General features: G+C 29.3%; 20 protein-coding genes and 3 pseudogenes. 2 read left to right on the forward strand and 21 right to left on the reverse strand.

Annotation, left to right across the window (positions count from 1 at the left end; all coding sequences use genetic code 11):
* The first annotated feature begins 710 nt into the window (after nucleotides 1-710).
* Nucleotides 711-2,519 (forward strand): DUF4365 domain-containing protein, encoded by a 1,809-nt coding sequence (locus tag BQ7474_RS07680; RefSeq protein ID WP_073998333.1) that lies wholly within the window; start codon nucleotides 711-713, stop codon nucleotides 2,517-2,519.
* 243 nt (nucleotides 2,520-2,762) lie between these two features.
* On the opposite strand, the gene istB is transcribed toward BQ7474_RS07680, so the two are convergent.
* From istB to BQ7474_RS11015, 13 genes and pseudogenes are all read right to left on the reverse strand, one after another.
* The gene (gene istB, locus BQ7474_RS07685; protein WP_073998005.1) at nucleotides 2,763-3,506 is read right to left on the reverse strand and encodes an IS21-like element helper ATPase IstB; all 744 of its coding nucleotides are present in this window, start codon (nucleotides 3,504-3,506) and stop codon (nucleotides 2,763-2,765) included.
* A gap of 1 nt (nucleotide 3,507) precedes the next feature.
* Entirely contained in the window at nucleotides 3,508-4,971 is a 1,464-nt protein-coding gene (gene istA / locus BQ7474_RS07690; protein WP_073998334.1) for an IS21 family transposase, read from the reverse strand.
* 447 nt (nucleotides 4,972-5,418) lie between these two features.
* A complete protein-coding gene (locus BQ7474_RS07695; RefSeq protein WP_073998335.1) occupies nucleotides 5,419-5,706 on the reverse strand; it encodes a cupin domain-containing protein in 288 nt (95 codons plus the stop codon).
* Nucleotides 5,707-5,775: 69 nt separating this feature from the next.
* Complete coding sequence (locus BQ7474_RS07700) at nucleotides 5,776-6,348, reverse strand: uracil-DNA glycosylase family protein (RefSeq protein WP_073998336.1); 573 nt, start codon at nucleotides 6,346-6,348, stop codon at nucleotides 5,776-5,778.
* Nucleotides 6,349-6,465: 117 nt separating this feature from the next.
* Nucleotides 6,466-6,585, reverse strand: a pseudogene (locus tag BQ7474_RS07705) (MobA/MobL family protein); the annotation flags it as partial.
* A 532-nt stretch (nucleotides 6,586-7,117) separates the two neighbouring features.
* Nucleotides 7,118-7,282 carry a hypothetical protein gene (locus BQ7474_RS10635; protein ID WP_159429557.1) on the reverse strand — a complete coding sequence of 55 codons (165 nt, stop codon included), beginning with the start codon at nucleotides 7,280-7,282 and terminating at the stop codon, nucleotides 7,118-7,120.
* A gap of 176 nt (nucleotides 7,283-7,458) precedes the next feature.
* Entirely contained in the window at nucleotides 7,459-9,585 is a 2,127-nt protein-coding gene (locus BQ7474_RS07715) for an AAA family ATPase (protein ID WP_073998338.1), read from the reverse strand.
* A gap of 93 nt (nucleotides 9,586-9,678) precedes the next feature.
* Nucleotides 9,679-10,026 carry a type II toxin-antitoxin system RnlB family antitoxin gene (locus BQ7474_RS07720; RefSeq protein WP_073998339.1) on the reverse strand — a complete coding sequence of 116 codons (348 nt, stop codon included), beginning with the start codon at nucleotides 10,024-10,026 and terminating at the stop codon, nucleotides 9,679-9,681.
* Between the two features lie 46 nt (nucleotides 10,027-10,072).
* Entirely contained in the window at nucleotides 10,073-11,557 is a 1,485-nt protein-coding gene (locus BQ7474_RS07725; RefSeq protein ID WP_073998340.1) for a ribonuclease H1 domain-containing protein, read from the reverse strand.
* A gap of 164 nt (nucleotides 11,558-11,721) precedes the next feature.
* Nucleotides 11,722-13,245 (reverse strand): recombinase family protein, encoded by a 1,524-nt coding sequence (locus BQ7474_RS07730; RefSeq protein WP_073998341.1) that lies wholly within the window; start codon nucleotides 13,243-13,245, stop codon nucleotides 11,722-11,724.
* On the reverse strand, nucleotides 13,238-14,980 hold the full coding sequence (locus BQ7474_RS07735) for a recombinase family protein (RefSeq protein WP_073998342.1): 1,743 nt from the start codon (nucleotides 14,978-14,980) through the stop codon (nucleotides 13,238-13,240). Before BQ7474_RS07735 ends, BQ7474_RS07730 begins: the two co-directional genes overlap by 8 nt.
* Nucleotides 14,973-15,758 (reverse strand): recombinase zinc ribbon domain-containing protein, encoded by a 786-nt coding sequence (locus BQ7474_RS07740; protein ID WP_235821491.1) that lies wholly within the window; start codon nucleotides 15,756-15,758, stop codon nucleotides 14,973-14,975. Before BQ7474_RS07740 ends, BQ7474_RS07735 begins: the two co-directional genes overlap by 8 nt.
* A 15-nt stretch (nucleotides 15,759-15,773) precedes the next feature.
* Nucleotides 15,774-15,890: pseudogene (locus BQ7474_RS11015) on the reverse strand (recombinase family protein); the annotation flags it as partial.
* Nucleotides 15,891-15,982: 92 nt separating this feature from the next.
* On the opposite strand from BQ7474_RS11015, the gene BQ7474_RS10925 reads away from it, so the two are divergent.
* Complete coding sequence (locus BQ7474_RS10925) at nucleotides 15,983-16,312, forward strand: terminase gpP N-terminus-related DNA-binding protein (RefSeq protein ID WP_073998343.1); 330 nt, start codon at nucleotides 15,983-15,985, stop codon at nucleotides 16,310-16,312.
* Here the strand turns inward: BQ7474_RS10925 and BQ7474_RS07750 are convergent.
* The 8 genes and pseudogenes from BQ7474_RS07750 to BQ7474_RS07785 form a co-directional block, all read right to left on the reverse strand.
* A pseudogene (locus tag BQ7474_RS07750) lies at nucleotides 16,278-17,114 on the reverse strand (recombinase family protein); the annotation flags it as partial. The gene BQ7474_RS10925 and the pseudogene BQ7474_RS07750 sit on opposite strands and share 35 nt — an antisense overlap.
* A 98-nt stretch (nucleotides 17,115-17,212) precedes the next feature.
* Nucleotides 17,213-17,380, reverse strand: a complete 168-nt coding sequence (locus BQ7474_RS07755; RefSeq protein WP_000332792.1) for a hypothetical protein — start codon at nucleotides 17,378-17,380, stop codon at nucleotides 17,213-17,215.
* A gap of 451 nt (nucleotides 17,381-17,831) precedes the next feature.
* Nucleotides 17,832-18,236, reverse strand: a complete 405-nt coding sequence (locus BQ7474_RS07760) for a sigma factor-like helix-turn-helix DNA-binding protein (protein ID WP_072469600.1) — start codon at nucleotides 18,234-18,236, stop codon at nucleotides 17,832-17,834.
* An 812-nt stretch (nucleotides 18,237-19,048) separates the two neighbouring features.
* On the reverse strand, nucleotides 19,049-20,392 hold the full coding sequence (locus BQ7474_RS07765; RefSeq protein ID WP_019034951.1) for an MATE family efflux transporter: 1,344 nt from the start codon (nucleotides 20,390-20,392) through the stop codon (nucleotides 19,049-19,051).
* A 31-nt stretch (nucleotides 20,393-20,423) separates the two neighbouring features.
* Entirely contained in the window at nucleotides 20,424-22,169 is a 1,746-nt protein-coding gene (locus BQ7474_RS07770) for an ABC transporter ATP-binding protein (protein ID WP_073998344.1), read from the reverse strand.
* The gene (locus tag BQ7474_RS07775; protein WP_073998345.1) at nucleotides 22,162-23,952 is read right to left on the reverse strand and encodes an ABC transporter ATP-binding protein; all 1,791 of its coding nucleotides are present in this window, start codon (nucleotides 23,950-23,952) and stop codon (nucleotides 22,162-22,164) included. Before BQ7474_RS07775 ends, BQ7474_RS07770 begins: the two co-directional genes overlap by 8 nt.
* The gene (locus BQ7474_RS07780; RefSeq protein WP_073998346.1) at nucleotides 23,942-25,408 is read right to left on the reverse strand and encodes an ABC transporter ATP-binding protein; all 1,467 of its coding nucleotides are present in this window, start codon (nucleotides 25,406-25,408) and stop codon (nucleotides 23,942-23,944) included. Before BQ7474_RS07780 ends, BQ7474_RS07775 begins: the two co-directional genes overlap by 11 nt.
* Entirely contained in the window at nucleotides 25,393-26,094 is a 702-nt protein-coding gene (locus tag BQ7474_RS07785) for an energy-coupling factor transporter transmembrane component T family protein (RefSeq protein ID WP_073998347.1), read from the reverse strand. The genes BQ7474_RS07780 and BQ7474_RS07785 overlap by 16 nt, the downstream gene beginning before the upstream one ends.
* Nucleotides 26,095-26,096 lie beyond the last annotated feature (2 nt).

Genomic DNA, 26,096 nt, shown 5'->3' on the forward strand with positions numbered 1-26,096 from the left:
TTCTAACAATCCTATATTAACGTTTGGAAATTATAAAATTTCATAAGAATGATACTAATCTTGTTTATTTTTATTTTGATCTAGAATTCTAAATAAATTAATATACGTTATTCAGACCAGAAAGAATATCTAATATTATTTTATTATTCAAGTATTTGTTTTTATATTATTTCTGCTTTTAATGTTTTTTTATAATAAAGTCCTGATTTTTTAATTCATAAGTTTGATTATAAGTATCTCCATACGCCTTTATTATTAATTCTAGACCATTATTTTTACTTAACTTAACACTCACTAGTTTATCTTAGCAAGATATATAAACAAAATATGCATTATCTAACAATCCTATAAGGTATTATATCGCTCATTAAACGGTATAATTATGACATGAAAAAATTTGAAATAACAAACTTAATTAGTTATATGGAAGTTCTTCAAGAAATAACATCAAATGGAAGTAAATTTTTCTTTTGAGGGGAAGGTGCCAAGTACAAAAAACCTTTACTAGCTAGCGGCTATAGAAAAACACAATTTCAAAATTATCTAAGGGAAGCTAGACGTGATTCCTTTAAAATAAGTCTAATGGAAGCATACTATATAATCCCTTAGTCTGCTAATGGTAAAACAACTCTAGATAATGGCAAATGCTCTGTAAATCTTGCAACAGAGAAAAAAGTAATAAATAATATAGTAAGTTTCAGGAGAATATATTGGATACAAAAAAAATTGAAGATATTTCTGTAAGCGCATTAAATTTAGCATTAAATAAATCGAATCGTTTGAATCCATTTATTAGCTCTAATGATAAAGAGCCTTCATGGGACGGTAGTGTTCATGTTCTTTATCCAAGCATAGATAGCAACTTAAATATTTCTAAAGACATGATTATGGGGAGAGTACCTATTCAAGTTAAAGGTACTAGAAGAAAACTCCCAAAAAAGAACATTACATTTCAAGTTAATCTTTCCGACTTAAAAAACTTTCAAAAGGAAGCTGGGGCTATTTATTTTGTAGTTTTTATAGATGAAAATAACGAAACAAAAATATATTATTCTGACCTATTACCCGTAAAACTTAATAGGATTTTTAGAAATTCTAAAGCGAAAAAAAAGATAACAATTCAATTAAAAGAATTACCTAATAATACACTTGAACTTGAAAAAATTTTTTATAAGTTTCTAGATAATAATTTAAGACAAGCAAGGCTGAGTGATAATGAGCTTATTTCACTTATCGACATAGAAAATGATAATGATTTTAAAGAACTAAACTTCTTTAATACCCGATTACCAGGAGAAAGTCTCTATAGGTTTATATTCGATGATGAGGTGTATGCTTATGCTATAATAGGAGAAAATAAAATTGCACAACCTATTAAAGAAATTCTAACAAATATTACTCTTTCTTATGATTATCAAGTAGATATTAAAATCCAAGATAAAACTTATTATAAAGTTATTAGAGCATTCAAGTCAAAGAATCAAGAAAAAATAAAAATAGGTAATAGTATTTATATTGTTATTACTGAAAATGACACCATGTACACACAGATAGATTTAAGTAACAATATAAGGGAAATTGTCAGAGATTTGGACTTCATAATATCCGCACTTGATAATAAAGGTTTTTATTTTGACAATGCATTTATAGATTTTGATATATCAAATAAATCTGATGGTGACTTTGATCTAAATTACGAACGAGAAAGATTAGATTTCTTTAAAAAATGCACACAGATGTTGGATGATATGAAGTGTTATGATGATTTTAATATAAAAGATTTATCAATTAATGAATGGACAAATTTAACTACACTTGTGTATTCGATTATTGATGGTAATAAGATAAAAATGGATAGTGACAAATCAATAATAGTCAGACCAGTAAATATTGGCTTATATTCAGTATTGATAATAGCTGTAAAACAAAATGATGAATATTTATTATATGATTACAACAGAGTAGAATTCGATCATTTTTATTTTTCTAGCGTCGATGATCCCTCTAAAAAATTTGATACATCAAAATACTTAATACTTGACTCAGATTTACTGTCTAAGATTAGCAACTTGAATTACTATCTCATTAAGAAATCTTTCAAAAGCATACAAGATCTAAATATTAAATATTCAGATAGCACTCATTTTCTACTTGAGGTTTTGAAGGCTTCTGATATTTGTACAAATGAAAATCATAAAAAAGACCTTTTGCTGTTTGCAGAAGATTTTTCTTACTGGATTTTCGAAAATGATCCAAATGAAAATAACTATTATACCAACAAGCTTAATTACTATCAGACCTTAAAAAGACAAAATAAATTAACTGATATCGATAGAACTAACTTAATAAAAATTGATAAAGAAGTTCCTGGAATAATATACAAATACGCAGCTAATTTATTATTAGATAGATATGAAGATGCGTTATATTATTTAAATGAATTAACTGAAGATGATAAATCTTATATTACTGAGCTTCCAATTTCATTTTTTTTAAATAAAGAATACGACAAAATTTAATTTATGTAACTTGCATTACGCTTTAATGTACTGTGTTTGTAAAACTATAGGTACCTTAATGGTGTTCAATATAATTTCATTAAATTCAATTCTAGGAATACATTCGGTTAAAATTTGTCAACAATATCTGTAAATGTCAACCGAAAATTGGTCCACAGTTATTATCGAAAAGTGGTCCACATATAGTAAAGATATTGACCACACTTGTCCTTTCCCCTAGGGGAAAGACTTTTTACATATATTTCATATATTCTTTGACCACTCCATTGTATCTTCCATCCTATAAGATTTTTCTCTAGACATATCCATAATATGGGCCCTATGAGCAAGTCTATCTACTATAGCCCCAGTAAGCATAGGATCTTTAAAAACTTCCTCCCATCTTTCAAAGTTTAAATTCGTTGTTAAAATTATCGAACCCTTATCATTTCTAGATGATAATAGGTTAAAAAGAATCTCACAGCCTATCTTATCAAAGGAAACATAACCTAGCTCATCTAAGATCACCAAGTCATATTTTTCAAATTTCTTCTTGTAGTTAGTAATTTGATTTTTACTCATAGCCTCCTGTAGTTCTATCACAAGGTTAGGAACAGAGGTAAATAGTACATTCTTTCCAGCAATACATGCCTTAATACCTAAGGCAGTTGCATAATGAGTTTTACCACAACCAGGTGTTCCTATCATGATTATGTTTTCTTTGTTATCTATGAATTTTAGTGTTTCAAGATATTCAAATTTTTTGTTTAGTTCTAAAGAATATTTTGTTTTATCAAAGTCTTCTAAGAATTTCTTGTTGATAAATTTGGCATTTCTTATTCTTCTTGCTATGCCGTTGTTTTTCCTTCTTTCTACCTCTCTTTCTAAGAAAAGTTTTAAGAATTCTTCGTTAGATAAGTTTAGATTTGATGATTCTTCTATTAAATCCTCATATGACTCTCTTAGATAAGAGAGCTTAAGTATGTTAGAAGCTTCTTTAATATTCATCTTAGCCTCCAATTACAAGGCAGTCATAGGAGGCAACTATTTTTCTTGCCTTTATTTCTATGTCAGCTTCTTTTTTATCGGTTTTCACTATATCTAATACATCAAGTTCTTTCTTAGTGTTAGAATAGTTATTTAAGATATCAACTATTTGATCAATATCCTTATCTTTGTTAAGCTCTACTAATTCTATGAACTTCTTTGGGTTAGAGGTAAAGTATTTATCGAAGATGTTTTTTAAATCAGGATGACTTTTTAAGGCGAGAGAATTACGAATTGCACCTGGTTTGCGTGCTAATGATTTTAGGTAATGAGTGATGTCAATGCTATATTCATTAGCACCATCTTTTCTTTTATGAACGGCTAGAAGTTTATCATTTACATATATTTTAATTTCCCTAGCATAAGCTCTAACAAGAACAGTTTTTCCTACCATGTAATCTGGTAGTGAATACTTGTTTTTATCAACTTGTATTAAAGAATACTTATCTACCTTAGCAAAAGATACTTTTGATAGTTCATAAGTAGGTCTTAGGACTAGAAGGTGTTTCTTTTCCTCATTAATCTTAGAGTCCTTATTTAACTGGATAAGTTTAGAATTTAAGTACTCTTGTGCTTGATCAATTGAATCAAACTCGTATTTTTCACAAAAAGCATCCTTTCTAATTATCCTAACACTTCCTTCAACATGACCTTTTTCGTTTCCTGAAAAACAATTGGTTACATTGACTGAAAAGCCATAGTAGTTGGCAAACTCTATTAATCTTGGGTTAAGTTCTTTTTCATTTCTACCTATGAACTTACTAACAACATTTCTCATATTATCATAGACTATTTCTCTATACATTCCTCCAATCATATTAAAAAATCTTACTTGTGAATCAAAGAATACATCTTGATTTTGACTTGTGTATAGATAAGCCCATCTAAAATTAGATGCTGGGGAACTCATAACAGCCATATTTAAACTAACAAGTTTGCCATCGATTACAAGCTTAAGTTCACCAAAGTCATATTCTAACCTATCAGCAAAATCATATACTTGCTTAATGAAGCATTCTTTAGAAGCTTCTCTTTTCTTTCTAACATAAACTGCTATTGAAGGATAAGATATATCAAAACCCTTATCAACAATCATCTTATGAATCTGAACAACGCTTAAAGCTTGCTTATGATTACCCAAGATAGAATCCTTTCTTTTCTCACTTTCTAAAATCTGATCAAGATACTCATCTACTTCTTTTGTATATTTGATCTTCTTTCTATTAGAAGAATCGTAGGAAGGCGCCTTGGCAATTTCTTCTTGAACTAATGCTCTATCTAAATTAGGATTATCTAAATTCTTAACATCTTCCTGGTACTTATTCCAATATTTAGCTACAGTCTTCCTATTAATCTTAAGTATTCTAGATACTTCTCTATTTGAATATCCTTGATTTTTAAGTTTTATTATTGCATGTTTGTCCATTAATTTAATCACCTCACATACCTGCGTACCTATACTTTACATACGGAGTACAAACTAAAACAAGTGGACCATTTTTCGATTAGAATTAATCGATTATTGGACCACTTTTAGTTTATCATTTACATCTTGTTTGCTATATAATCTAAATGTTTCCTCAAATATCCTGTCATGGTCTTTATTTTTTTCAATATTTTAATAAACTTAATTAATGATCTAATTAATAACCTACATAATTATATAAAATCAATATTTTTAAAATGAAAATATGTACGCAAAAACGGGCTGTTGCAAAATAGATAAACCGTTCCTATATCATTCGAGCACTCTCCCAGAAAGGTCTCTGTCAGCCGGCGGGCTAAACCTCAAACTTTCTGGGAGTGCACTCCAATGATGGTACGTTAGATATCTATCAATTTGCAACAGCCCCTATCTTAGCTAAATATATTCTTAAATTCTTACTTTTATAACCATCAAATCGCTATCCTCAAGAGCCTTAAGAGCATGGATTTCATTAGGATCCATTGTGATTATATCACCTGGGATTATTATCTGGTTTCCGTTCTCTTCCTTAAAATCTACCTTGCCCTTATAAATTACAACTACTGCACTTTTATCTGACTTGTGACTTGGTATTTCTTCGCCCTTTTTGATTTGTAGGTGGGTTATTTGTAAATTATCCTCATCCACCAAATGCTCAAATTTGCCGTCTAAAATATTCGCACTTATTTTTTTCATATTTTCTCTCCTTGTTGATGACCATTACCATAAAAAAAATGGTATACAATAAATTTTTACAAACACAATTTATCTTAGCTTTTTTACAATTTTCTTTAACTCAGGCAAGACCTCTTCTCTAAAAAAAGGATTTTTTGCTATCCACCTGTTGTTTAGAGGACTTGGGTGGGCTATTGGGAAATATTCTGGCAAAAATTCTTTGTAAGATTTTACTGTTTCAGTTAAATTTTTCTTAAATTTATCCTTCAAATAAAACTTTTGAGCATAGGCTCCTATCAAAATAGTTAACTTTATATCCTTCAATTCATTTAATAATAGTGGATGGTATTCTTTTGCAATAAAAGATCTAGGAGCCTTGTCGCCTGATTTTCCCTTTCCAGGATAATAAAAATCCATTGGAATTATAGAAAAATCTTCACTATGGAGAACGTCTTCCGATATACCCAACCATTTGACAAGATTTTCCCCACTCTTATCATTGAATAAAATACCAGTTTCTTCAACCCTTTCCCCAGGAGCTTGCCCAATTATCAAAATTTTTGATTTTGGATTTAGCTGGAATATTGGGTTAATTCCTCTATTTGTGTAGGTTTCATTTCTGCGATCTTCTCTTAATTTTTGAATAATGAGTTTTTCTTTCATAATTTTGTCATCACTTCCATTAGAATTAGAACCTTACCAAGCTTTAGGACAAGTAACAATTTTCGTAAAAAATCTATCCTTAGCCTAGTAAAGCTTTCAACCTACAAAAGATTATTACCCATTTTTGTCTCGACTCTCAGCATGGATTGCATAATCTACTATCATTCCTTGTGACGTTAGATTTTCTTTTATAAATCTTTCAACTAGGTTTTTATTTTCACTTAAAGATAATTTTTTTGCTACTAACGAAAATCGCAGCTACGCTATTTTCCGGGTAAACTACCACACAGGATATTGTCCTTTCAGAAACTCTTTTCTAGTTTCTTCGCTTAGTTCTCTGGATTCGCTTGTAGCTTCGCTCCTTCGCTTATCTCAGAGATGAAAAATTCTTCGCATTTTCCACCCAAGATGATGGGACTAACGAATATCCCGTTTGCTGCGCAAACTCTCTCGCTGCTACTGCAGCTGATTTTCGGATAAATCGACCGAAATCAACGGTCGATTTATTCCCATTCTTCTTTTCCAAACGTACGACATATCTCAAACCGTTCAAAATACTAGATTCTATTTTTTGTAGTATCACTATATCCACCTAATTATAGGACATTTTCAAATTTTTAGTCCCGTCCCAGTCCCAGTACCGGAAAATGAATAAGCTTTTTGTACCAAATTTGTTCACTTTACCTTATCCATTAAATCCATTACTCTAGCTTTTATATTTTCTAGCTCAATTGACAATTGTTGTTTAGCTATTGGTTATAATTGAAGTTTATGAAATAATAAATTTCATCATTACAAAGTCAAATATAATATCTTGGTCAATATTATAAACTTCATTTTTATCTTCATTATTATAATCAATAATAGTATATCTGACTATATTTATACCTACAAATTGCTTATTGATTTCTTCTATATAGAGCTCTTGTTCCATAAAAGAGGAATCAAGCTTATTATTTTTTTAACAATTAAGCATCATAGCCTGCCAATTCTTCTTCCGCACCAAAATATGGTACTATTCAATAAATATTTTTTTATATTATCCCAATTAAATTAAATGTCCTAAAAATGACAACATTTAGGATAAAGTAATATATTTTTTAAATTAACCTATTCTGATATACCCATCATCATATTATAGTGTTCAATATGACCAGTTTTATCAAAAATATCCCTAAAAATCCTTTTAAATATATCACTTATATCAGAGTGCATATCTATGTGCAAATCATCATATATAGTATGAGAACCATCATTTATCCAATACAAAAGTGATTCACAAACATTTTTTTCTTCTTTAGTTTTAAACTTTGATATTATGTAGTCATCTTGCTTTTTACCAATTATTTTAAAATAGTTTTCAATAATTCTTCTCATAGTGTTTTGCATGGAAACAACTGAAATATTTTGATCTTCTCTAAGCTCTTTCCATAATAATTCATATGTAGATGAAATTGGATTAACCATGTCATAACTTTGTATTTTTGATATACCATTATTTTTTCTTACAATCCAAAAATTAACATCTTTATCTTCCGTTGTTCTTCCGTTTATAAATGATGCTTCTTTATGAAAATAAACATTATGAGTTAATATAAATAATTGTTCTACATCGGATTTACCACTTTTTATTTCAATGACTAACTCTTTGATCATAGCACTAACCAAATATAGTATATTACTATCTAAACTACTTATAGGGTCGTCTAAAATAATTATTTTCTTTTCATTAACAAATTCTTTATTCGTAGAGCCCTTAGTCAATTGCATAAAGTACAAAAAAGTAATAAAAGTCGACTCTCCTTCACTTAAAGTATGATTAGCCTCTGTACCATCATTTCTAATGATTCGATACTTATTTAATTGTTCTCCTTCAACTTCTGAATATGGTTCAATTTCAAAATTCGTAAATCCATAAGCTACTAAAGTTTTATTTATTTGATCTACTGCAGGTTGTACACTTGTTAAATTATTTGACTTCTCACTTATTTCTTTTTTAATTTTCTCAATTTCATCAAACTTATTCGTAAGATTTTTTCTCATACCTTTTAAGGCTTTATGAATTGAATTCATGTCTTCCTTATATTGATTTATAAAAGTTTCTGAATCATAAATGCAATAGCACCAAACATCATCCACTAATTTTCCATATTCTTTATTATATTCATTAACTAAATTATTATTCTTCTTAATCTTAGCATTATAACTAAATAACAAATTATTAATCTCATTAAACGATTCTACTAGTTCAGAAAAAGAAATTTTATTTTCTGGAGCCTTAATCTTCTTTTCTATTTTATTATTAACACTTTCTAATTGTGCTTCTATTTTACCTATTAGTGCATTATATGTATTCATGTTTAATTCAGCAATATTGCAAGATTCCGTCATTTCTAAATTATTACGGAGACCATTTAATATTAAATCTACGTTATTAAATAACTCTTTCTTTTTCAATTTCATATAGTCTAATTTTTCTTCATACTCATTGTTAAAGAAATTATTTAATTCATTTCTAAAATTCTCATCTACCGTATTCTTCTGGCAAAATGGACACACGGAGCTGTTTTCTTCAATATAATCCATACCTTTATTAACCCAAGATGAATTATGCAATTTTTTAATCAGCTTAGCTATTTCTACGTCACCACTACCAAAAATAACTTGATTCCAAATTGAATCTTCACTTATTTTTATAACATTTTTTAATAAATTCTCTGGTATTTCATACAAATTTCCAACACTAACTGGCTTTCTTTTAAATAGCACAGAAGATCTTTCTATCAGATTTTTCCTTTCGTTTAATTCTCCATTAGGATCATTGATACGTGTTTTTAATTCTTCGATAAATTTATTTTTATTTCCTCTAAAACCTTCAAAAGCATTACTGAAATCATTTTCATTACGTTTAAGAATTTGTTTCCATGCTACTTCCTTAAATTTTTTCTCTAACTCTTCTTTTTCATTATTTTTCTTTTCAATGGATTCTTTAGTATTATTATATTTTTCTTCTTTTTCTCTTAATTCTTCTTTAAGTTTTTTAATAGCGTCGATATCTTCTATTGAATCTTCCCCTAATGTAAATACACCTGGGATTCCTACTTCATTTCTAAAATTATTTTCTCGAAATTTACGATTGTAGACATATATTTGGTTTTTTTTATTAGATTCCCATTTTATCTGACATAATTTATATCTATCTGAATTTGTTTCATAAGTCCTTAAATACTCACTAATGGTAGTTTTTCCCTACAATGTCAAGTAATTGATATTAAAAAAGCACCTAAATTTCTTTAAGTGCTTTGATGCGTCATATGGTATACAGTATATTTAACTCTGTGCTATTTTTTTTATTTGTGATTCCGGCAATACAGAATTTCTTAAAAAAGCGGATTGATATTTTAGAATCTCATTTGCTTTTTCTAGTACATCATTGTCCACATTAACATAGTTATAATGATTTAAATTAATTGTTCCATCTTCATTTAAAGTAGTTTCAATAAAACGATACTCATTCATTCCCGAACATAATATAGTATCTATCAAAAGTTTTCTTGTTTCGTTCGGAGACATTCTAATGGATTTTAAACATCTTGATATTTGAGTTTGGTAATCCAACAATGTTATTATAGCATCAAATCCATCCTTTTTTAAACTATTTATCAAATATGGTTTCATTACAATATCTCCTCCTTCCTCTTAAATCATTTATTCAAAAAAGTAACTAAAATATTATATAATATTTATTTATAAATTGCAAGCCTTCCAAAATTAATTCATGAGCTGTTTTTATATCTGTTATAACTTGAGTATCCATTGAATTCTCTGACCAATGAGAATATGGATGTCTCATCTTGTTATACCTATTATACAAATCATTTAAATAATCTATCTGATTATTATTAAGATTCCCTTTTGAAGAATTATATTCGTACCTATTTGTTGAATTGTTAGGTTTGAAGTAACCAAATTTATTCTTTCCTTTTGATGTAGTTGTATTTTTTCCTAACCTATCACTCAAAATTCTATGCAAATAAAATTCCATAACTCTAAAAAGTGGTGTAACTAAATAAGTATAATCAGGCATATACCCTATTATTAGAGTATTAAATACTGCTGATAATAACGTGTTTCTCAGTTTTGTATCTTGTTCATTAATTGGGAAATTAGGTAATATAGCAGAAAAGGCATTTTCTACTTCAGACTTTTCTACTGTTAAAGCATGATACGTATTTAGGACTTCTATAACAGCATTATCTGTTGGTAATTTTTCAATGGCTAATGAAATAATTTTCTGAAACAATAAACTCTGTTTCCCTTGAACATAAGATTTGTTACCTTTGTAACAGTTAATAATCACTCGTTGACCATCAAATATAAGTAGCAATTTATCTAAATAATCCTTCGGATTAGATTCTTCCACCATAATATTGTATTTTATATTCTCTTCATTAATTTCATTATTGAGTGATTCTACCATACTAATCCAATCTTGTTTTTGAAAACCTATGAAATAGATAGATCCGTCATTATATGTTTTATACCCCTGCGACAAAAGAGCTCTTTTTGCTAATTCATCTGCTTTTTCATTATACACAATTCCGCTATGAGCTTTTACATGCTCAAATTCTATATTTATCAACTTTGACTTCTCATCAAAGAATTTGCTATAATCCTGTGAAATCTTGACTTTAGATTTCCATTCTTTCGTTGCCCACTTTTCAATGCCTTCATAATCATAAAAAATTTTTATTCTTTGTTTATTGCTTTCAATAGCCCATAAAATAGCTTGTTTAACACCTTCAATTTCACCTGCAATATTTCTTGAATCCATATAAGTTTTATCTATAAAAGCCTTATATAGACTGTCTTCTGATTCATTGGTTAAAAGAAAAACACCAAAACTATATTTTTCTTTTCCATCTGCATCTAAAGAATGGCTGCCATCTACAAAAGCAATTACTTCTCTATCTCGTAAGTTCTTTATTTCCTGTTCTATTTTTTTATTTATTGCAGACGTTTCATCAGATACACTTTTAATTTCTTTTATATCTTCACAAGATATATATCTTATTGCATCTTCCTCAGTAGAAAAAGATTTATACACAGCTCCCGGAAATCCTTTAACCTGTTCCTCCGTTTCACTCCAAGTGCCATATATCCCTGGTATTTTACCCACCTTTACTGCATAAAATTTTTTCTTCGCCATAAATTTTCACCACCGTTATTCTAAATTTTAATAAAATTCTACTCGCTCATATTTATATTATACCACAATTAGCAAATAAATAGTATCTCCACTATTGACATAGTAGTCATTTTATGATATAGAAAATTTTCGCTTATATTTTGTTACAGCTTCAACTATACAAACTAATACTTTTCCATAATTTCTATTTCTCCAGTTCTTGATACAAATATTTTATCAATAGAACTATCTACATAGGATTTCAATAAATTATTCTTATCTAAGGAATTACCATCGAATTCTTTCTTCAAATCAATCTTCTCTGATTTTAATTCTTTCAACCTACTCTCCAGTAATACCTTTTTATCATGGATAAAAGTTTTTTCCTTTAAATAGTCATCTTTTGAAATATTTTTCTTTTTATAGTTTTCATAGATGATTTGTAAATTACTGTTTAATATGGATATTTCCTTTAGAATATCTTCTTCTACATTCTTGTGTTCTATAACTTTCTCTTCATTTAATGTGTTTTGTATCTTAAAATCTTTTAATTTGGGTTTTATAAGTTCAATAATATCTTTCTCTTTGATATTGTTTGGTGTTTTCTCAGCTTTACATAAATTACAATAATAACTTTTATACTTGTATATTTTATCAGAATTCTTCTTTTGTCTACTGTCACATCGAAAACTCATATGTCTACCACATTCTTTACAAAAAATCTTATCAGAAAAAATAGAACGATTTTTATTTCCTGTATATCCTCCAAAACTTCTTTTTTCTTTTATTTTCTTTACCTCATCAAATACTTCTCTTGAAATAATCGCTTCATGGGTATTTGGAAGTATTTTCCACTCCTCTTCAGGAAGTAAAATTCTTTTTCTTCCACCTATTTTTGTTTCTTTGAATTTATTATATACATAATCTCCTGTATATAGTTCGTTCCTTGTAATCTGTGAGATAGCTGCGTTTGTCCAAACTCTTTTCTTTACTTCACTTCCAGTAATTAAATTTCCAGTATAATCAGAAAGTTTCAGTTCTTCTTTTCGTTCAGAGCGTGTAATATAACCTTTTTCATTAAATATATTAGCCACTTGAATACACGAATATCCTTTTAGCAATAAATCAAAAGCTTCTTTAACTATAAAAGCTGTTTTTTCATCAATGATGATACTATGTTTATCTTTTGGATCTTTAATATATCCAAAAGGTGCTGCCCAATTTATATTTTTCCCCTGCGATTTAATTTGCCTAATAGAACTTCTTACCTTTTCAGATAATTCCTTACTGAATAAATCATAATACAATGTCTTAAACTGTGTATCTGTATCTAAGCCATTACCTTGTTCTTTTAAAGAATCATAGTTGTCATTAATAGCAATAAATCGTATTTTTAGAAATGGTAATATATTGCTTAAGTAATCCCCAAGCAAAATATAATCTCTTGAAAACCTAGACATATCTTTTACAATTATAGTTCCCACTTTACCACTCTTTATATCCTCAATAAGCCTTAAAAAGGAAGGTCTATTTGTATTAGTAGCAGAATATCCATCATCTACATATTCTTCTATTTCACAACTTTTTAAAGATGTTTCATTTTCAATGTAGCTTTTTATATAATCTCTTTGATTTGCTATACTTTCACTTTCATCTACTTTGTGATAATCTTCTTCAGAAAGTCTTAAATATATAGCTATCTTATTCATACTCTACCTCCAACTGCTTTCCCACATCTTTATCAAGTTTAAACTTAAAATATATGGTAACCTGCTTATACTCTGATATTTCTATATGGCTAATTAATGTATCGACCAATTCTTTATCAACTTCTATGCTTTTAGCATCCAAGCAGCAAAATAGTACATCTATAAATTCTATAATTTCTCTTTTTTTCTTTTTTATATTTCTTATTCTTTCATCAAAAACTTTTAATTCATTTTTCAAGGTTTTTATTTGATTATTTATTTTTTTACTTTCTATTTTAAAATCACTTAAAAGAACATCTCCTTTAACATAGTTTTCATATTGTTCTTGTAGATTGATACTAAGAGAAGCAATCTTTTTATTATTTACATCTGTTTTTATAAAAACTTGATTTATCTTTTCAGCACTTATATTTTCTAAATATATTTTTAGTTGTAATCTTTTATCCTTTTTATAAAAGCTTGAAAACAGTCTTTTTAAGGTATCTACTAAAATTTTGTCGAGGTCTGTCTCATATATTCTGACATGAGATTTTTCTAATTTTAATCTGTCTCCACCTTTACAATAATAACAATAGCAAATCTCATCATGATATTTCAGTCCTCGTGGTCCATATTGTTTTTTCAAATTTCTACCACAAACACTGCATTGTATGAGGTCGTCATACTTTCCTTCTTTTTTATAATCTCTTTGAATTTTTACTCCAACATTTTCTTTTCCGTCTTTTATTATGTTTTTCAGTGAATGGTAAGGTAGATAGTTTTGTTTTTTCTCCTTTATCTCTCTGATATTTTCAAATGTAGTTTTGTCTATTAACCCTTCGTGGGTGTTCTCTGTTATAATCCACTCTTCTTTATCACGAAACTTACTTTTCCTACTTGGATCATGTCTATTTGAGTATACTCTTTGAATCAAATTCCCAATATATACTTCATCAGAAAGCATTTTTGATATATAAGAAATATCCCATTGTTTTGTATCTTCTTTATCCTTAAAAATTTTACCTGTTCTTTTATATTCATCAGGTGTCGTATATGTTTTAGTCAATTCTCTTGCTATTTGCATATTGGATTTTCTTTGACTTGCCATATAAAAGATAAGTCTTACTACATCTGCTGCCTTTTCGTCCATCACCAGAACTCTTTTTCCATCAATTTTATCAACCTTATAGCCATACGGAGCCATCGCTCCTATAAAAGACCCTTGTTTCATTTTTATTTCTTTAGAGGCTTTTATTTTCTTTGAAATATCTTTTGCGTATAAATCATTGAAGATATTTTTTATTGCTATTTCATAACTCTGATCTGATTTTATACCGTCTTTAGTATCCAAATTATCATTTACGGAAATAAATCGAACTCCCAAAAATGGAAATACTTTTTCGATATAGTTTGCGATTTCTAAATACTCTCTACCAAACCTTGACATATCCTTTACTATGATACAATTTATCCTGCTTGTTCGGATATCTTCCATCATTTCAATAAATGCAGGTCTTTTAAAATTTGTTCCAGAATACTCATAGTCCTTGTACACTCTTAAAATCTTTATATCTTTTTCGTTTGCAGCATTTATACAAAGTTCTTCCTGCATTTCAAGTGAATTACTTTTATCCCTGTAAGCTTCCTTTCTTTCCTGTGATAATCTAGCATAAATACCGGCAATGTATATTTTTTCAATCACTTTTCCAACTTCTGTTTCTGATTGTGATATATGCCTATTTTTTGTTCTAGCCATAGCATACCTCACTTTCAGAACTTACAAGACTTTTATTCATAACAGTGGGTATAGTTTTTGACTTCCTGCTTATATCGATACTTTTCTTTTTTATAGTGTTAACATTAATGTCAGACTTATCCATTTTTGTCATTTCTTCAAGTAAAGACAATTCTTCGGTATGATTAAACCTAACATCTATCGTCTTATTTTCAGAAATAAAAATTTTATCAATAAGCATCACAACAGACAATCTATCTATTTCAGATAAATTTTTATACTTGTTAATGTCGATGATCCAACTCTTATTTTTGTCAATCTTCTCCTTAGTATCTTCCTGTTTTTTCAATCTATACTCGATACTTTCATCTAATTTAGTCAATTTCTCTGTATAGTTTTTTCTAAAAAGTTGATATTCTTCTTTACTAATAACATCTTCTTTTAGGTCAAGGTATAGAGAAGATAAGAGCTCTTCTGTCATTGCTTTTTCTCGTTTTAGTATAGGAATTTGATTGTCTTTCAAATTTTTATCTATATCTATACGCTGAACTTTAGAATATAGATTTTCATTAAATTCAATGTAGGACTTCATTACTTTAGATACTGCTTTTATCAAGGTTTCTTCTTTTATGCTGTGTCTTGTGCAAGATTTTTCCTTGTTGTACTTTGAACAGATATAGAATATCTCTTCTCTTTTTTTATACTTTACAGTCCTTCTAATCAAAGAACTTCCACATTCTTTACAAAAAAGCATTCCTGTAAAAATATCAATTTTGTCCTTTCCACGTGAATTATTCAAATCTCTTTTTAACATAGTATTTGCAATAGTAAAAACTTCTTTACTTATAATTGCTTCATGGGTATTTTCTACTCTTATCCATTCTTCTTTCTCTTTTTCTTGTAAATGATAAACTAAAAGTGGTCCAATAATCGATTAATTCTAATCGAAAAATGGTCCACTTGTTTTAGTTTGTACTCCGTATGTAAAGTATAGGTACGGAGGTATGTGAGGTGATTAAATTAATGGATAAGAATGCAATAATAAGACTTAAAAATCAAGGATATTCAAATAGAGAAGTATCTAGAATACTTAAGATTAATAGGAAGACTGTAGCTAAATATTGGAATAAGTACCAGGAAGATGTTAAGAATTTAGATAATCCTAATTTAGATAGAGCATTAGTTCAAGAAGAAATTGCCAAGGCGCCTTCCTACGATTCTTCTAATAGAAAGAAGATCAAATATACAAAAGAAGTAGATGAGTATCTTGATCAGATTTTAGAAAGTGAGAAAAGAAAGGATTCTATCTTGGGTAATNTTCTATCTGCTTTTTATTTTTATAACTTAAAGTAACACTCTTTCCTTGTAAAGTATTTCCAATATATACTTCATTTTCTATAATTCTATTTACTGTCTTTGCTGACCAATTTCCACCTTTTGTATTTTGAAATCCATTACACTTAAATCCTTGACTTTCTTTATATTTTCTTGGAGTTAAAACTCCTAAATGATTTAGTTCATCTGCAATTGCCTTTGAGGAATATCCCAAGAGTTTCATATCAAATATATTTTTGATAATATCCGATATCTCTTTATCAATCACTAACTTGTTTTTATTCTCCTCAGACTTTTTATATCCATAAGGTGCAAAAGCACTGATAAAGTCTCCTTTTTCTCTTTTTATCTTTTGAGAGCTTTTTACCTTATTGGAAATATCTCGGCAATAACTATCATTGATGAAGTTTTTTATAGGAAGTATAAGGTGTGTATCGTTTATATCTGCACTTTTACTATCGTAATTGTCATTTACTGATATAAATCTTATACCGTTTTCCGGAAATATTCTTTGAATATATTTTCCAGCTTCTATATAATCTCTTCCGAATCTTGATAAGTCCTTTACAATAATTGTATTGAACTTTCTATCATAGGCAGCCTTTATCATTTCTTTAAAATTGGGACGATCAAAATTTGCACCTGAATATCCATCATCAACATACTCTTTGATCATTGTAATTTGATTTTTTCTTGCATAAGAGTTTATAATTTCTCTTTGATTGGATATAGAGTTACTTTCTGTTTTTTCGCCATCTTCTTTTGATAATCTTAAATACATAACTGCCAAATTTTCTTTTGCTAAATTGTTTTTAAACATAAAAAAGCCTCCTTTAATTCAATTTACATACAATAAATCGAACCAAGGTTAGGCTTCCACAAAAATATTATAACGCTCCTTATATTTTTTGTCAGCCCCTAATAGACAGAAAATTTTTCTTTGATGTATTCCTCTACTAAATTTTCTAAACTAAATCCATTCTCATTAAATTTAACTTCTATATTCCAACCATCAATTTGATTTATCATCTGTTTATCTTTTTTATCTGTTTTCATTTCTGTATTTATATTATGTTCATCACACATAATACCTTCTCCTTATCTTCAATATTTTTAAGTTTTTTGACATTAACAGGCGTGTAGGTCACGACATTGGAATTTCACCACCGCCTCTTTTCAAGATGAGCCGGCAACAACTGTAGAAGTATCATTATCCCCATTTGCTTCAATGCATCAGTTTCCTAGGCTGAATATATAATTTCTTTTTGTCGCTCGTTTTCTTTTATCCTTCTTTTAACTAGAGTATTTATTTAAACCGAAACTCTTATCAGCAGAAAAGTCATGGCGAAGAAATTATAAAGCTCCACAAATGGTTAATGTCCTGTCTTGGTCTATTCAGTTGTCAAGGTTCAAATCTATATATAACGAGGTTTTAAAAGTCCCTCTATATATAAACCTTAATTTTTATGCCTCTTGTTTCCATTTTTTTGAAGTATTTTTTAATTTCCCATAAAACAAGAAGATCCTTAGTAATTCCCTAATCTTCTACATCGAGTAGTTTTTTTAGTTTTTGTAATATTTTATTTCTTGATGTGAAAATTTTTTTGGAAGATACATCTTTTTCTTTTGCTAGATCTCGGATTGTTTTTTCTTCAAAATATAAAGCATCGATTATCTTTCTTTCTTCCTCATTTAAGTTATCAAGTGCCTTATATAGATCCCCTATTCTAAGCTTAGTCTCAATTATCTTTTCTACATTTACACTTTTATCTACTATATTTTCTATAGCATCATTTTCGCTTGTAAAATAAAGATCTCTATACTTTCTATCTAGTCTTGATAGATACTCTTCACGATTCTTTAGTTTCTTATATTCTCTATAAATTTCATCACTTACATATATTTTCTTTCCATCCACATAAATATATTTTTCTTTAGACATCTTGTCCTCCTTTTCTTTTTCAAATTCTTTTTTGAAAATAAAAAAAGGAGGACTGCGACATTTAGACATGCCGCGTCCTCTAAAAAATAATAGTTTAAAAACTAAATACAGTTTTTTATTAAATCTAAAAAATAAAAATAAATATGATGTTTAAATAGGTAGATAAACTTATTATTTCCTTATATAGATTTTTTATCATTAAAGTATCTACCTCCATTACACATATATCTTTCTAAATATTGATATGAGCATAATTATCTTTTTTAGTATCTAAATATTTTATTGAAAGTATTAATAACTAAAGCTTGTCATGAAATTTATCAGCTTCCATGCTTGTGTGATTATCTAAATTATTATTAAAATAATTTATAAATCTGAGTTTTATTTGTTCTTCCAAATTCTTAAATTTTTTATCATCCTTAGATTCAACTAAAAAATAGCATATATAGATCTGAATTCTTCACAACTGAATATTTTATCTATTAATATTTCTATAATATTTGTATTAATAATACTGTCTACATCCTTTAATACAAATTCTATGAATTTCACAAAATTAAATTTTTCAGAAATTAAATCATATAAAATATCCTCTTTTCTTTTATAATAACTATATAATCATCCTGTACTTATTCCCGCTTATATATATCATTGTTGACTTATTAAACCTTTTGGAAATAAATACTTTTTTCCCAGTTTTTTTGTATTTGTAATTTTTTTGATTGACGGATAATCTTTATCTTTTTGAATTTTCATTCACAATGAAAATCTCTCCTTTCAAAGTCTAAATATATTATTTTTTAAAATGTTATTTAGTTACCTTTTACCATTTTTGAAAGAGCTTTTCCTTGCATTATTAATCCAACTATAATCATCAATAAATCAACTGCCGGCTCTGCCCACCAAACTGCACTACTACCGAAAATTTTAGGAAGTATTAACATAGCTGGAACAAATAAAATAAGTTGTCTTAGCATTACAATCTTTCCTGCCTTTTTGCCATCACCAATAGCTTGGAAAAATGTTATGGTCATAACCATTACTCCGTATAAAATAAATACTGAGTAAAATAATCTAAGATTATTCAATCCTTGTGATATTATTTCTTCACTTACATTAAATCCTGATAGAATTTCTCTTGTAAATATTTGTACAGGTATCCAAAATATTGCAGCAAGAACTAGTCCGCCTATTGAAAATACTTTCATAGTTTCTCTTACCCTATCAAATTTTTTAGCACCAAAATTTGTTCCAACGACCGGTTGAAGTCCTTGGCTCATTCCCCAAAGTGGAATGAATGAAAAGGCATAAATTCTTAGAGTTGCTGCCATTAATATGCCGTTTGTCTCTCCTCCGTATAAAAAGGCTTGTTTATATAAAAGTGTCTGTTGAATCATAAAGAAAACTTGCATAATCATTGCAGAAACTCCTACACCAAACATTTCTTTATAAACTTCTTTATACTTTCTAATTTTTCCTATTTTTACATTTTCACTTTTATTTTTAAAGTAATATAAAGTTACAATAGCTTGAATAATTTGAGCAACTACGGTTGCAATGGCAGCCCCTTCTATGGCATATTCTCCCATAGCTTTCATAAGTATTGGATCAAGAATAATATTTATAAAGGCTCCCATTGCCATAATTCCCATGGCTCTTTTCATAAGACCTTCGCCACGCATAACCATATTAGCTGATTGTGTGAAGTTTACAAAAATAGAGCCTAAAAATATTACCCTTAAGTACCTAACTCCAAGTTCTTTAATCTCTCCACTTGCACCTACTAAGTCTAGAAAATGTGGAGCTAAAATTATTCCTCCAACTGTAATTATTACGGAAAATAAAATTACAAAATAAATCAAATTTCCCATAATCTTATCTACGGTTTCTCTATCACCTTTTCCAAGAGATCTAGATAAAATTGATGCACTTCCCACTCCAAGTAAAGTTGATGTACCACTGTTAAAAAATGTAAGTGGAAGTGCAACTCCACAAGCGGTCATTGCACTTTGTCCTATAATATTTCCTGCAAAAATTCCATCCATTAATGGATATAATCCTATAACTATCATTCCGATTACGGCCGGAATGGATAGTTGAAACATTAAAGATAATGGACTTTTTGTAAGAAGTTGTTCTTTCATATCCTGTTTCACGTACTTACCTCCATTTATAATAAATATTTTCTCACAGTATTTTTACGCCATTATTTTTATTTTGCAGCTCTACCATATTTTTATAAATCCCATTTAAAGAAATTAGTTCATTATGGGTTCCTTGTTCTACAATATTGCCTTCCTTGATTACAATAATATTATCGGCATCTCTAATAGTATTTAATCTATGAGCGATAACTAATAATGTTTTATTCTTTACCAATTCACTGATTGCTTCCTGTATATAGCTTTCATTATCCACATCAACACTTGCTGTTGCTTCGTCAAGAATTACAATAGGAGCATTTTTTAATATACAGCGAGCAATAGAAATTCTTTGTTTTTCACCACCAGATAGAGTTGCACCTCCCTCTCCGATCATTGTGTCAAATCCATCAGGAAGTTCCATAATAAAATCATAACATCTTGCTTTTTTGGCTGCTTCTATAACTTCTTCCTTAGTTGCATTTTCTTTTCCCATAGCAATATTATTAAAAATTGTATCTTGGAATAAATAAACTCTCTGGAAAACCATACTGATTTCTGACATCAATTCAGACAGTGAAACATCCTTTATATTCACTCCTCTAATCAAAATTTCTCCAGAGTCTACATCCCAGAATCTTGCCAAAAGATTAGCCACTGTGGATTTTCCTCCACCAGACTGTCCAACTAAAGCCGTCATTGTATTCTTATTCATTTTGAAACTCATATCATGCAAGACCTCTTTTTCACCATAAGAAAATTTAACATGATTAAAACAAATTTCAGGTTCTGAGGACTCAGATTTTGGTATATGTTTTTTCCCTACATCTTGTAATTCAGTTTCATTTAACACTTCTTCGATGCGATCCAAAGCAGCGTTCATTACAGTAAGCCTTGTAGCTTCACCATAAAGTGTTTTTAAAGGGCTAAATAAGTCAAACACAAACAAAATAAGCCCCAACATATATGGAAGTCCCAAAGTTCCTTTATTATTAAGATATAAAGCCACTGCTAAAATAAATGTGATACCAATTCCATAAATAATATTTAAACCGGTTGTCCATGGTGTTATTTTATTTTCAAATTTTATTGATGTGTTCTTTGATGATATAAAATTATCTGTAAGAGATTTAGAATTTTCACCTAAAAGGTTATAACTTTTAATAACACTGATCCCCTCAGCAAATGACAAAACTGCATCAGTGAGTTTTTCACTTTGTTCTTGTCTAATAACCGATTCAGATAAAGACATTTTGTTCATGCTATTTGCAAGCAATGTTGCAACCAGTGTCACACACAGCGCAATCAGTCCAATTCTGTAATCTAAAACAAACATGAATACTGTTAGTACAAGTGTTGATAATACATAGCTCATCATATTGGCAATCGTACTCATGGAAACTTCTTCAATAAAAGCCATGTCCGAACTTAAAACAGAATTTATTTTTCCTAAATTACCTGCTGTAAAATATCCCATTGGAAGCTTTCTAAGATGATTACCAAGCTGCATTCTTTTATCAGCAAAAATCATAAAGCCGGCTGCACTTTGTAATTTATCACTTAAGAAGTGAACCACAGCTTGTAATAAAACCACTAAAACAAGTCCTACTCCTACATATAGAAAAGTTTTGGGAGTATTCGTTTTTTCATAAAATCCAATCAAAACGGTAAATGCAATAAATATAGGCATTTTACTTAATATAGATTCAACAAAGGCAAATATAAATGCGAACTTTATTCTGTTTTTGTATTTACCTGATAGATTTAAAATTCTTGAAATTAGTCTAAACATTCATTTCACCTTTCTTTCTACTGATTTTCCAATCTTTACTAAATAGTGTCGCATCCCATAATTTACGATATTCTACCGAAGATTCTAATAAATCTTTATGCTTTCCATTCGCAACTAAACGACCATGATCCATAACCAATATCTGATCTGCATCTACAATAGACGGCAACTTATGTGCAATAACAATTAAGGTTTTCCCTTTTACAAGTTCACGAATAGCCGCTTCCATTTTTTCTTCATTTTCCGGATCTGCGTAAGCTGTTGCCTCATCAAGCACAACAATCGGAGCATTCTTTAAAATAGCTCTTGCTAATGATATTCTTTGCCTTTCTCCACCTGAAAGCATCTTTCCTGCTTCTCCAGCTAAAGAATAAATACCATTCGGAAGTCTATTTAAGAACTCCATGCACTGGGCTTTTTTAGCTGCTTCTATAACCTCATCATCACTGGCATCTAAATTACCAATGCGAATATTTTCTAAAAGAGAGGTATTAAACAGATATTGGTCTTGTGCTACATAAGAAATTTGTTTGTTGAGTGATTCCAATCTTATGTCCTGTATGTCCTGTCCACCAATACTTATGCTTCCATCTAAAGCATCATAATAATGAATTAAAAGTTTAGCCAAAGTACTTTTTCCTGAACCGGATTCGCCAACAATCGCTGTCTTTTCGCCGGCTCTTGCCGTAAAACTAACATTATGAATAACATTCTTAATATAGGTTTCAGGCTGCCCATTTTCTCCCATCTTGCTTAACTGATAGCCAAAGGTAACATTGTCAAATAAAATAGTCTGTCCTGTTCCCTTAAAATCATTTTCTCCCTGTTTTAAAGGAGCCATATTTAAGGCTTGTTCTAAAGCAGAAATTTTATAATTTAACTGCGGCATAGTTGGTAAAAATCCGAGAGCTTTCAGTAGTGGTAAGCCTATACTTAAAGAAAGGCATAATATTAATATTAAGTTAGAAAGGCTTGCATAGCCCATATATACAAAGTAGCCACCAAGCGGCAATGTTAAAATAATTGTGCATGGGAGTAAGGCACTGTATAACGCCATCCATGGCCATGCCGTCTTATACCAAGCAAGTGCATAATCTCTGTAATTACTGATATCTTTAGAAAGGCGTTCATAAGACTCTGTTTGCTTATTAAATACTTTTACAACTTCCATACCGTTTACATACTCAATAATGGTATTATTCATTTTTCCACTTGCCATATAATATGGGCCCATTTGTTTCATGCCTACAGAGTACATAATCATCATTGCTAGAACGCTAATCGGAATAGAAGCTAATGACATTAAAGCTAATCTCCAGTCAATAAAAAACATTGAAACATAAACCATAATAGGTACAATTAAATTAGCTATTCCTTCAGGAAGCGAATGAGCTAAAAGCACTTCTAAACTACCAATATCATCCACGAACATTTTTTTGATTGTACCCGTCCCTTTTTCTTCAACAACACCCAATGGAAGGGCTTCCATTTTTTTCTGTAAAGATGTTCGAAGTCCAAGTAACGTGTTATATGCTGCTTTATGTGAGACATTAAGACCTACTCCACCTAAGACAGCTTGTAATACTAAACAAACTAAAATGCTTATCAACAAAAAAACAAGTCTTTCAAATTCCACTTGTTTACCTAAAACAAGTGGATTGATGATTTGATATACAAATAGAAAGGGTAACACACCCATAATTACACTAATAAGCATAATAAAACTTGCTAAGTGAATTGATTTTTTATGCGTACCAGCATATTCGAAAACCTTATTTAACATAGTTTATCTCCTTACATAAAATTTTTTTATTCATAAAATCCATGATCAACTCTTCATTTCCTTTTACAGATATTTTTTTATAATCCTTATCACCGAGCATTAAGACGGAATGACAGGTTTTAAATAACAGCTCTAAGTCATGAGTAATTATTATAATTGGAAGCTCCTTTGCTTTTTCTGTCATTAATTCGGACATGATTTTCATACTTTTATAATCAAGCCCTGATGTTGGTTCATCCAAAATTATTAGCTTACGACCTGATAAAAATGAAGTGATAATTGCCAATCGTTGTTTTTGTCCCCCTGATAATTTCTGTGGGTGATTGGTTTTCTTATTCCACAAATCTGTATCTTTTAAGTAGTTACGGATTTCTTCTAAATCACTTTCTGAATTTTTATCTTTGCAAAATATCAGTTCATTTTCTACTGTGTCTAAAAAAATCTGAGCATCTACATCCTGTAATACACAGTATGAGTTTCTGAGCCTTTCCTTTTGTTTATGCCCATAGTTTACATCTAAATATTTTTCAGATAATCCGCATAATGCTTTTGCTAAAGTACTTTTCCCAATACCATTAGGACCAATAACTCCCATTATTTCGCTTTTCCCAAGCTCAAAAGTTAAATTTTTTATCAAGGTTCTTTTCCCTTGATGGATACAAGCGTTATTTAGTTTTATGTAGCTTTCAGCTACAATCGGTTCTATTTCTGATACCAATTCTCTTTCATTAAGTGTTCTTAACTCAAGTTCCTTACATTTATCATTACTAAGACTCCCATTCGGAAAAATACCACATATTGTACCATCTTTTATATAAATCAACCTGTTAAAAATCTCTTTTAAATAATAGAGTCTATGTTCCGCTATAATTATTGTCTTCCCCATCGCTTTCAATCTGAGAAGTATTTCACTGAAGTGTTTTATACTATCGTAATCGAGGCTACTTGATGGCTCATCAAAAAAAATAATATCTGTATCATAGATAAGAGTTCCAGCTATAGCTACTTTTTGCCTTTCTCCTCCTGATAATTCAAAAATGGATTTTTTGCTGATATGGCTTATTCCTAATAAGTCCATTGCTTCTTCAACCTTTTCTTTTAATGTATCCCTGTCTAAGCCCAAATTTTCACCCACTAAAGCAATTTCATCTTCAACAACATCACAAAAAAATTGATCTTTAGGATTTTGAAATACATTGCCAATATATTTAGCTAACTCTCCCTTTTTATATGCCGTTATATCTTTCCCTAAAATCTTGATTTCTCCGTCCAAATCACCATCATAAAAGGATGGAATAAGCCCGTTTAGTAATCTTAAAAGTGTCGTTTTTCCGCATCCGGAAAGACCCGTTAAGACTACAATTTCGCCTTTCTTTACGGACATTTTTAAATTTTTTAATATCAAATCTTCTCCATAATGAAAAGATTTGATTTCTGCCTCTAAAATATTTTCCATAAACTCATCCCCAATAAAATCATCCCTCCGACTATCATTGCGATATCAATAAATGTAATTTTCACATCATGAAAACTTGTTTTTTCCCCATCGTATTCAATTCCCTTTGATATAATTGAACAAGTTAAGGTGTCGCTTATGTCTATACACTTATACATAAGAGGAACAAAATATAACTCAAATGTTTTAATTGGTTTGAAAATACTTGCTTTAAATCCTCTAATTTTCATGCCGTTGTTTATTTCCTTCATCCTAATAGAGATTTCTGGAATAAAACGAAAAAATACTGTGATTCCTATACCTATTCCACCTTCAACTCCAATTTTTCTAAATGCAGCAATTAGATGCGAGGAGCTATATGATGACAGAACTTTTCCCAATATGAAAAGTGGAGCAAATTTCAACACTATAAGTAGCATTGTATATATAGAGCCAATAAAAACATTTCCTAAATGCGGTTTTAGTAAATAAATAAGTCCCCATACTATAAGCAATGAACATATCGTTCTAAATGCTTTTTTGATAGAAAATAAAAATAATAACCCTAAAACAAAAATAAGGGAAAATAAGTATTGGGATTGCTCTCCTACCGTTAAAATAACTGAAAATAATAAAATCAACCCAACTATAGTAAGTGGGTTGATTTTATCTGATAGTTGGTATTTGTTTTTATTATTTTTTTTCATCT

It is taken from the genome of Anaerococcus urinomassiliensis (assembly GCF_900128425.1).
Classification (GTDB): Bacteria; Bacillota; Clostridia; order Tissierellales; family Peptoniphilaceae; genus Anaerococcus; species Anaerococcus urinomassiliensis.

What these genes read in the sequence shown, in the direction of transcription:
- istB (WP_073998005.1), bottom strand. Translation starts at nt 3,506, where the DNA reads ATGAATATTAAAGAAGCTTCTAACATACTTAAGCTCTCTTATCTAAGA.
- istA (WP_073998334.1), bottom strand. Translation starts at nt 4,971, where the DNA reads ATGGACAAACATGCAATAATAAAACTTAAAAATCAAGGATATTCAAAT.
- BQ7474_RS07695 (WP_073998335.1), bottom strand. Translation starts at nt 5,706, where the DNA reads ATGAAAAAAATAAGTGCGAATATTTTAGACGGCAAATTTGAGCATTTG.
- BQ7474_RS07700 (WP_073998336.1), bottom strand. Translation starts at nt 6,348, where the DNA reads ATGAAAGAAAAACTCATTATTCAAAAATTAAGAGAAGATCGCAGAAAT.
- BQ7474_RS10635 (WP_159429557.1), bottom strand. Translation starts at nt 7,282, where the DNA reads ATGGAACAAGAGCTCTATATAGAAGAAATCAATAAGCAATTTGTAGGT.
- BQ7474_RS07720 (WP_073998339.1), bottom strand. Translation starts at nt 10,026, where the DNA reads ATGAAACCATATTTGATAAATAGTTTAAAAAAGGATGGATTTGATGCT.
- BQ7474_RS07725 (WP_073998340.1), bottom strand. Translation starts at nt 11,557, where the DNA reads ATGGCGAAGAAAAAATTTTATGCAGTAAAGGTGGGTAAAATACCAGGG.
- BQ7474_RS07730 (WP_073998341.1), bottom strand. Translation starts at nt 13,245, where the DNA reads ATGAATAAGATAGCTATATATTTAAGACTTTCTGAAGAAGATTATCAC.
- BQ7474_RS07735 (WP_073998342.1), bottom strand. Translation starts at nt 14,980, where the DNA reads ATGGCTAGAACAAAAAATAGGCATATATCACAATCAGAAACAGAAGTT.
- BQ7474_RS07755 (WP_000332792.1), bottom strand. Translation starts at nt 17,380, where the DNA reads ATGTGTGATGAACATAATATAAATACAGAAATGAAAACAGATAAAAAA.
- BQ7474_RS07760 (WP_072469600.1), bottom strand. Translation starts at nt 18,236, where the DNA reads ATGTCTAAAGAAAAATATATTTATGTGGATGGAAAGAAAATATATGTA.
- BQ7474_RS07770 (WP_073998344.1), bottom strand. Translation starts at nt 22,169, where the DNA reads ATGTTTAGACTAATTTCAAGAATTTTAAATCTATCAGGTAAATACAAA.
- BQ7474_RS07775 (WP_073998345.1), bottom strand. Translation starts at nt 23,952, where the DNA reads ATGTTAAATAAGGTTTTCGAATATGCTGGTACGCATAAAAAATCAATT.
- BQ7474_RS07780 (WP_073998346.1), bottom strand. Translation starts at nt 25,408, where the DNA reads ATGGAAAATATTTTAGAGGCAGAAATCAAATCTTTTCATTATGGAGAA.
- BQ7474_RS07785 (WP_073998347.1), bottom strand. Translation starts at nt 26,094, where the DNA reads ATGAAAAAAAATAATAAAAACAAATACCAACTATCAGATAAAATCAAC.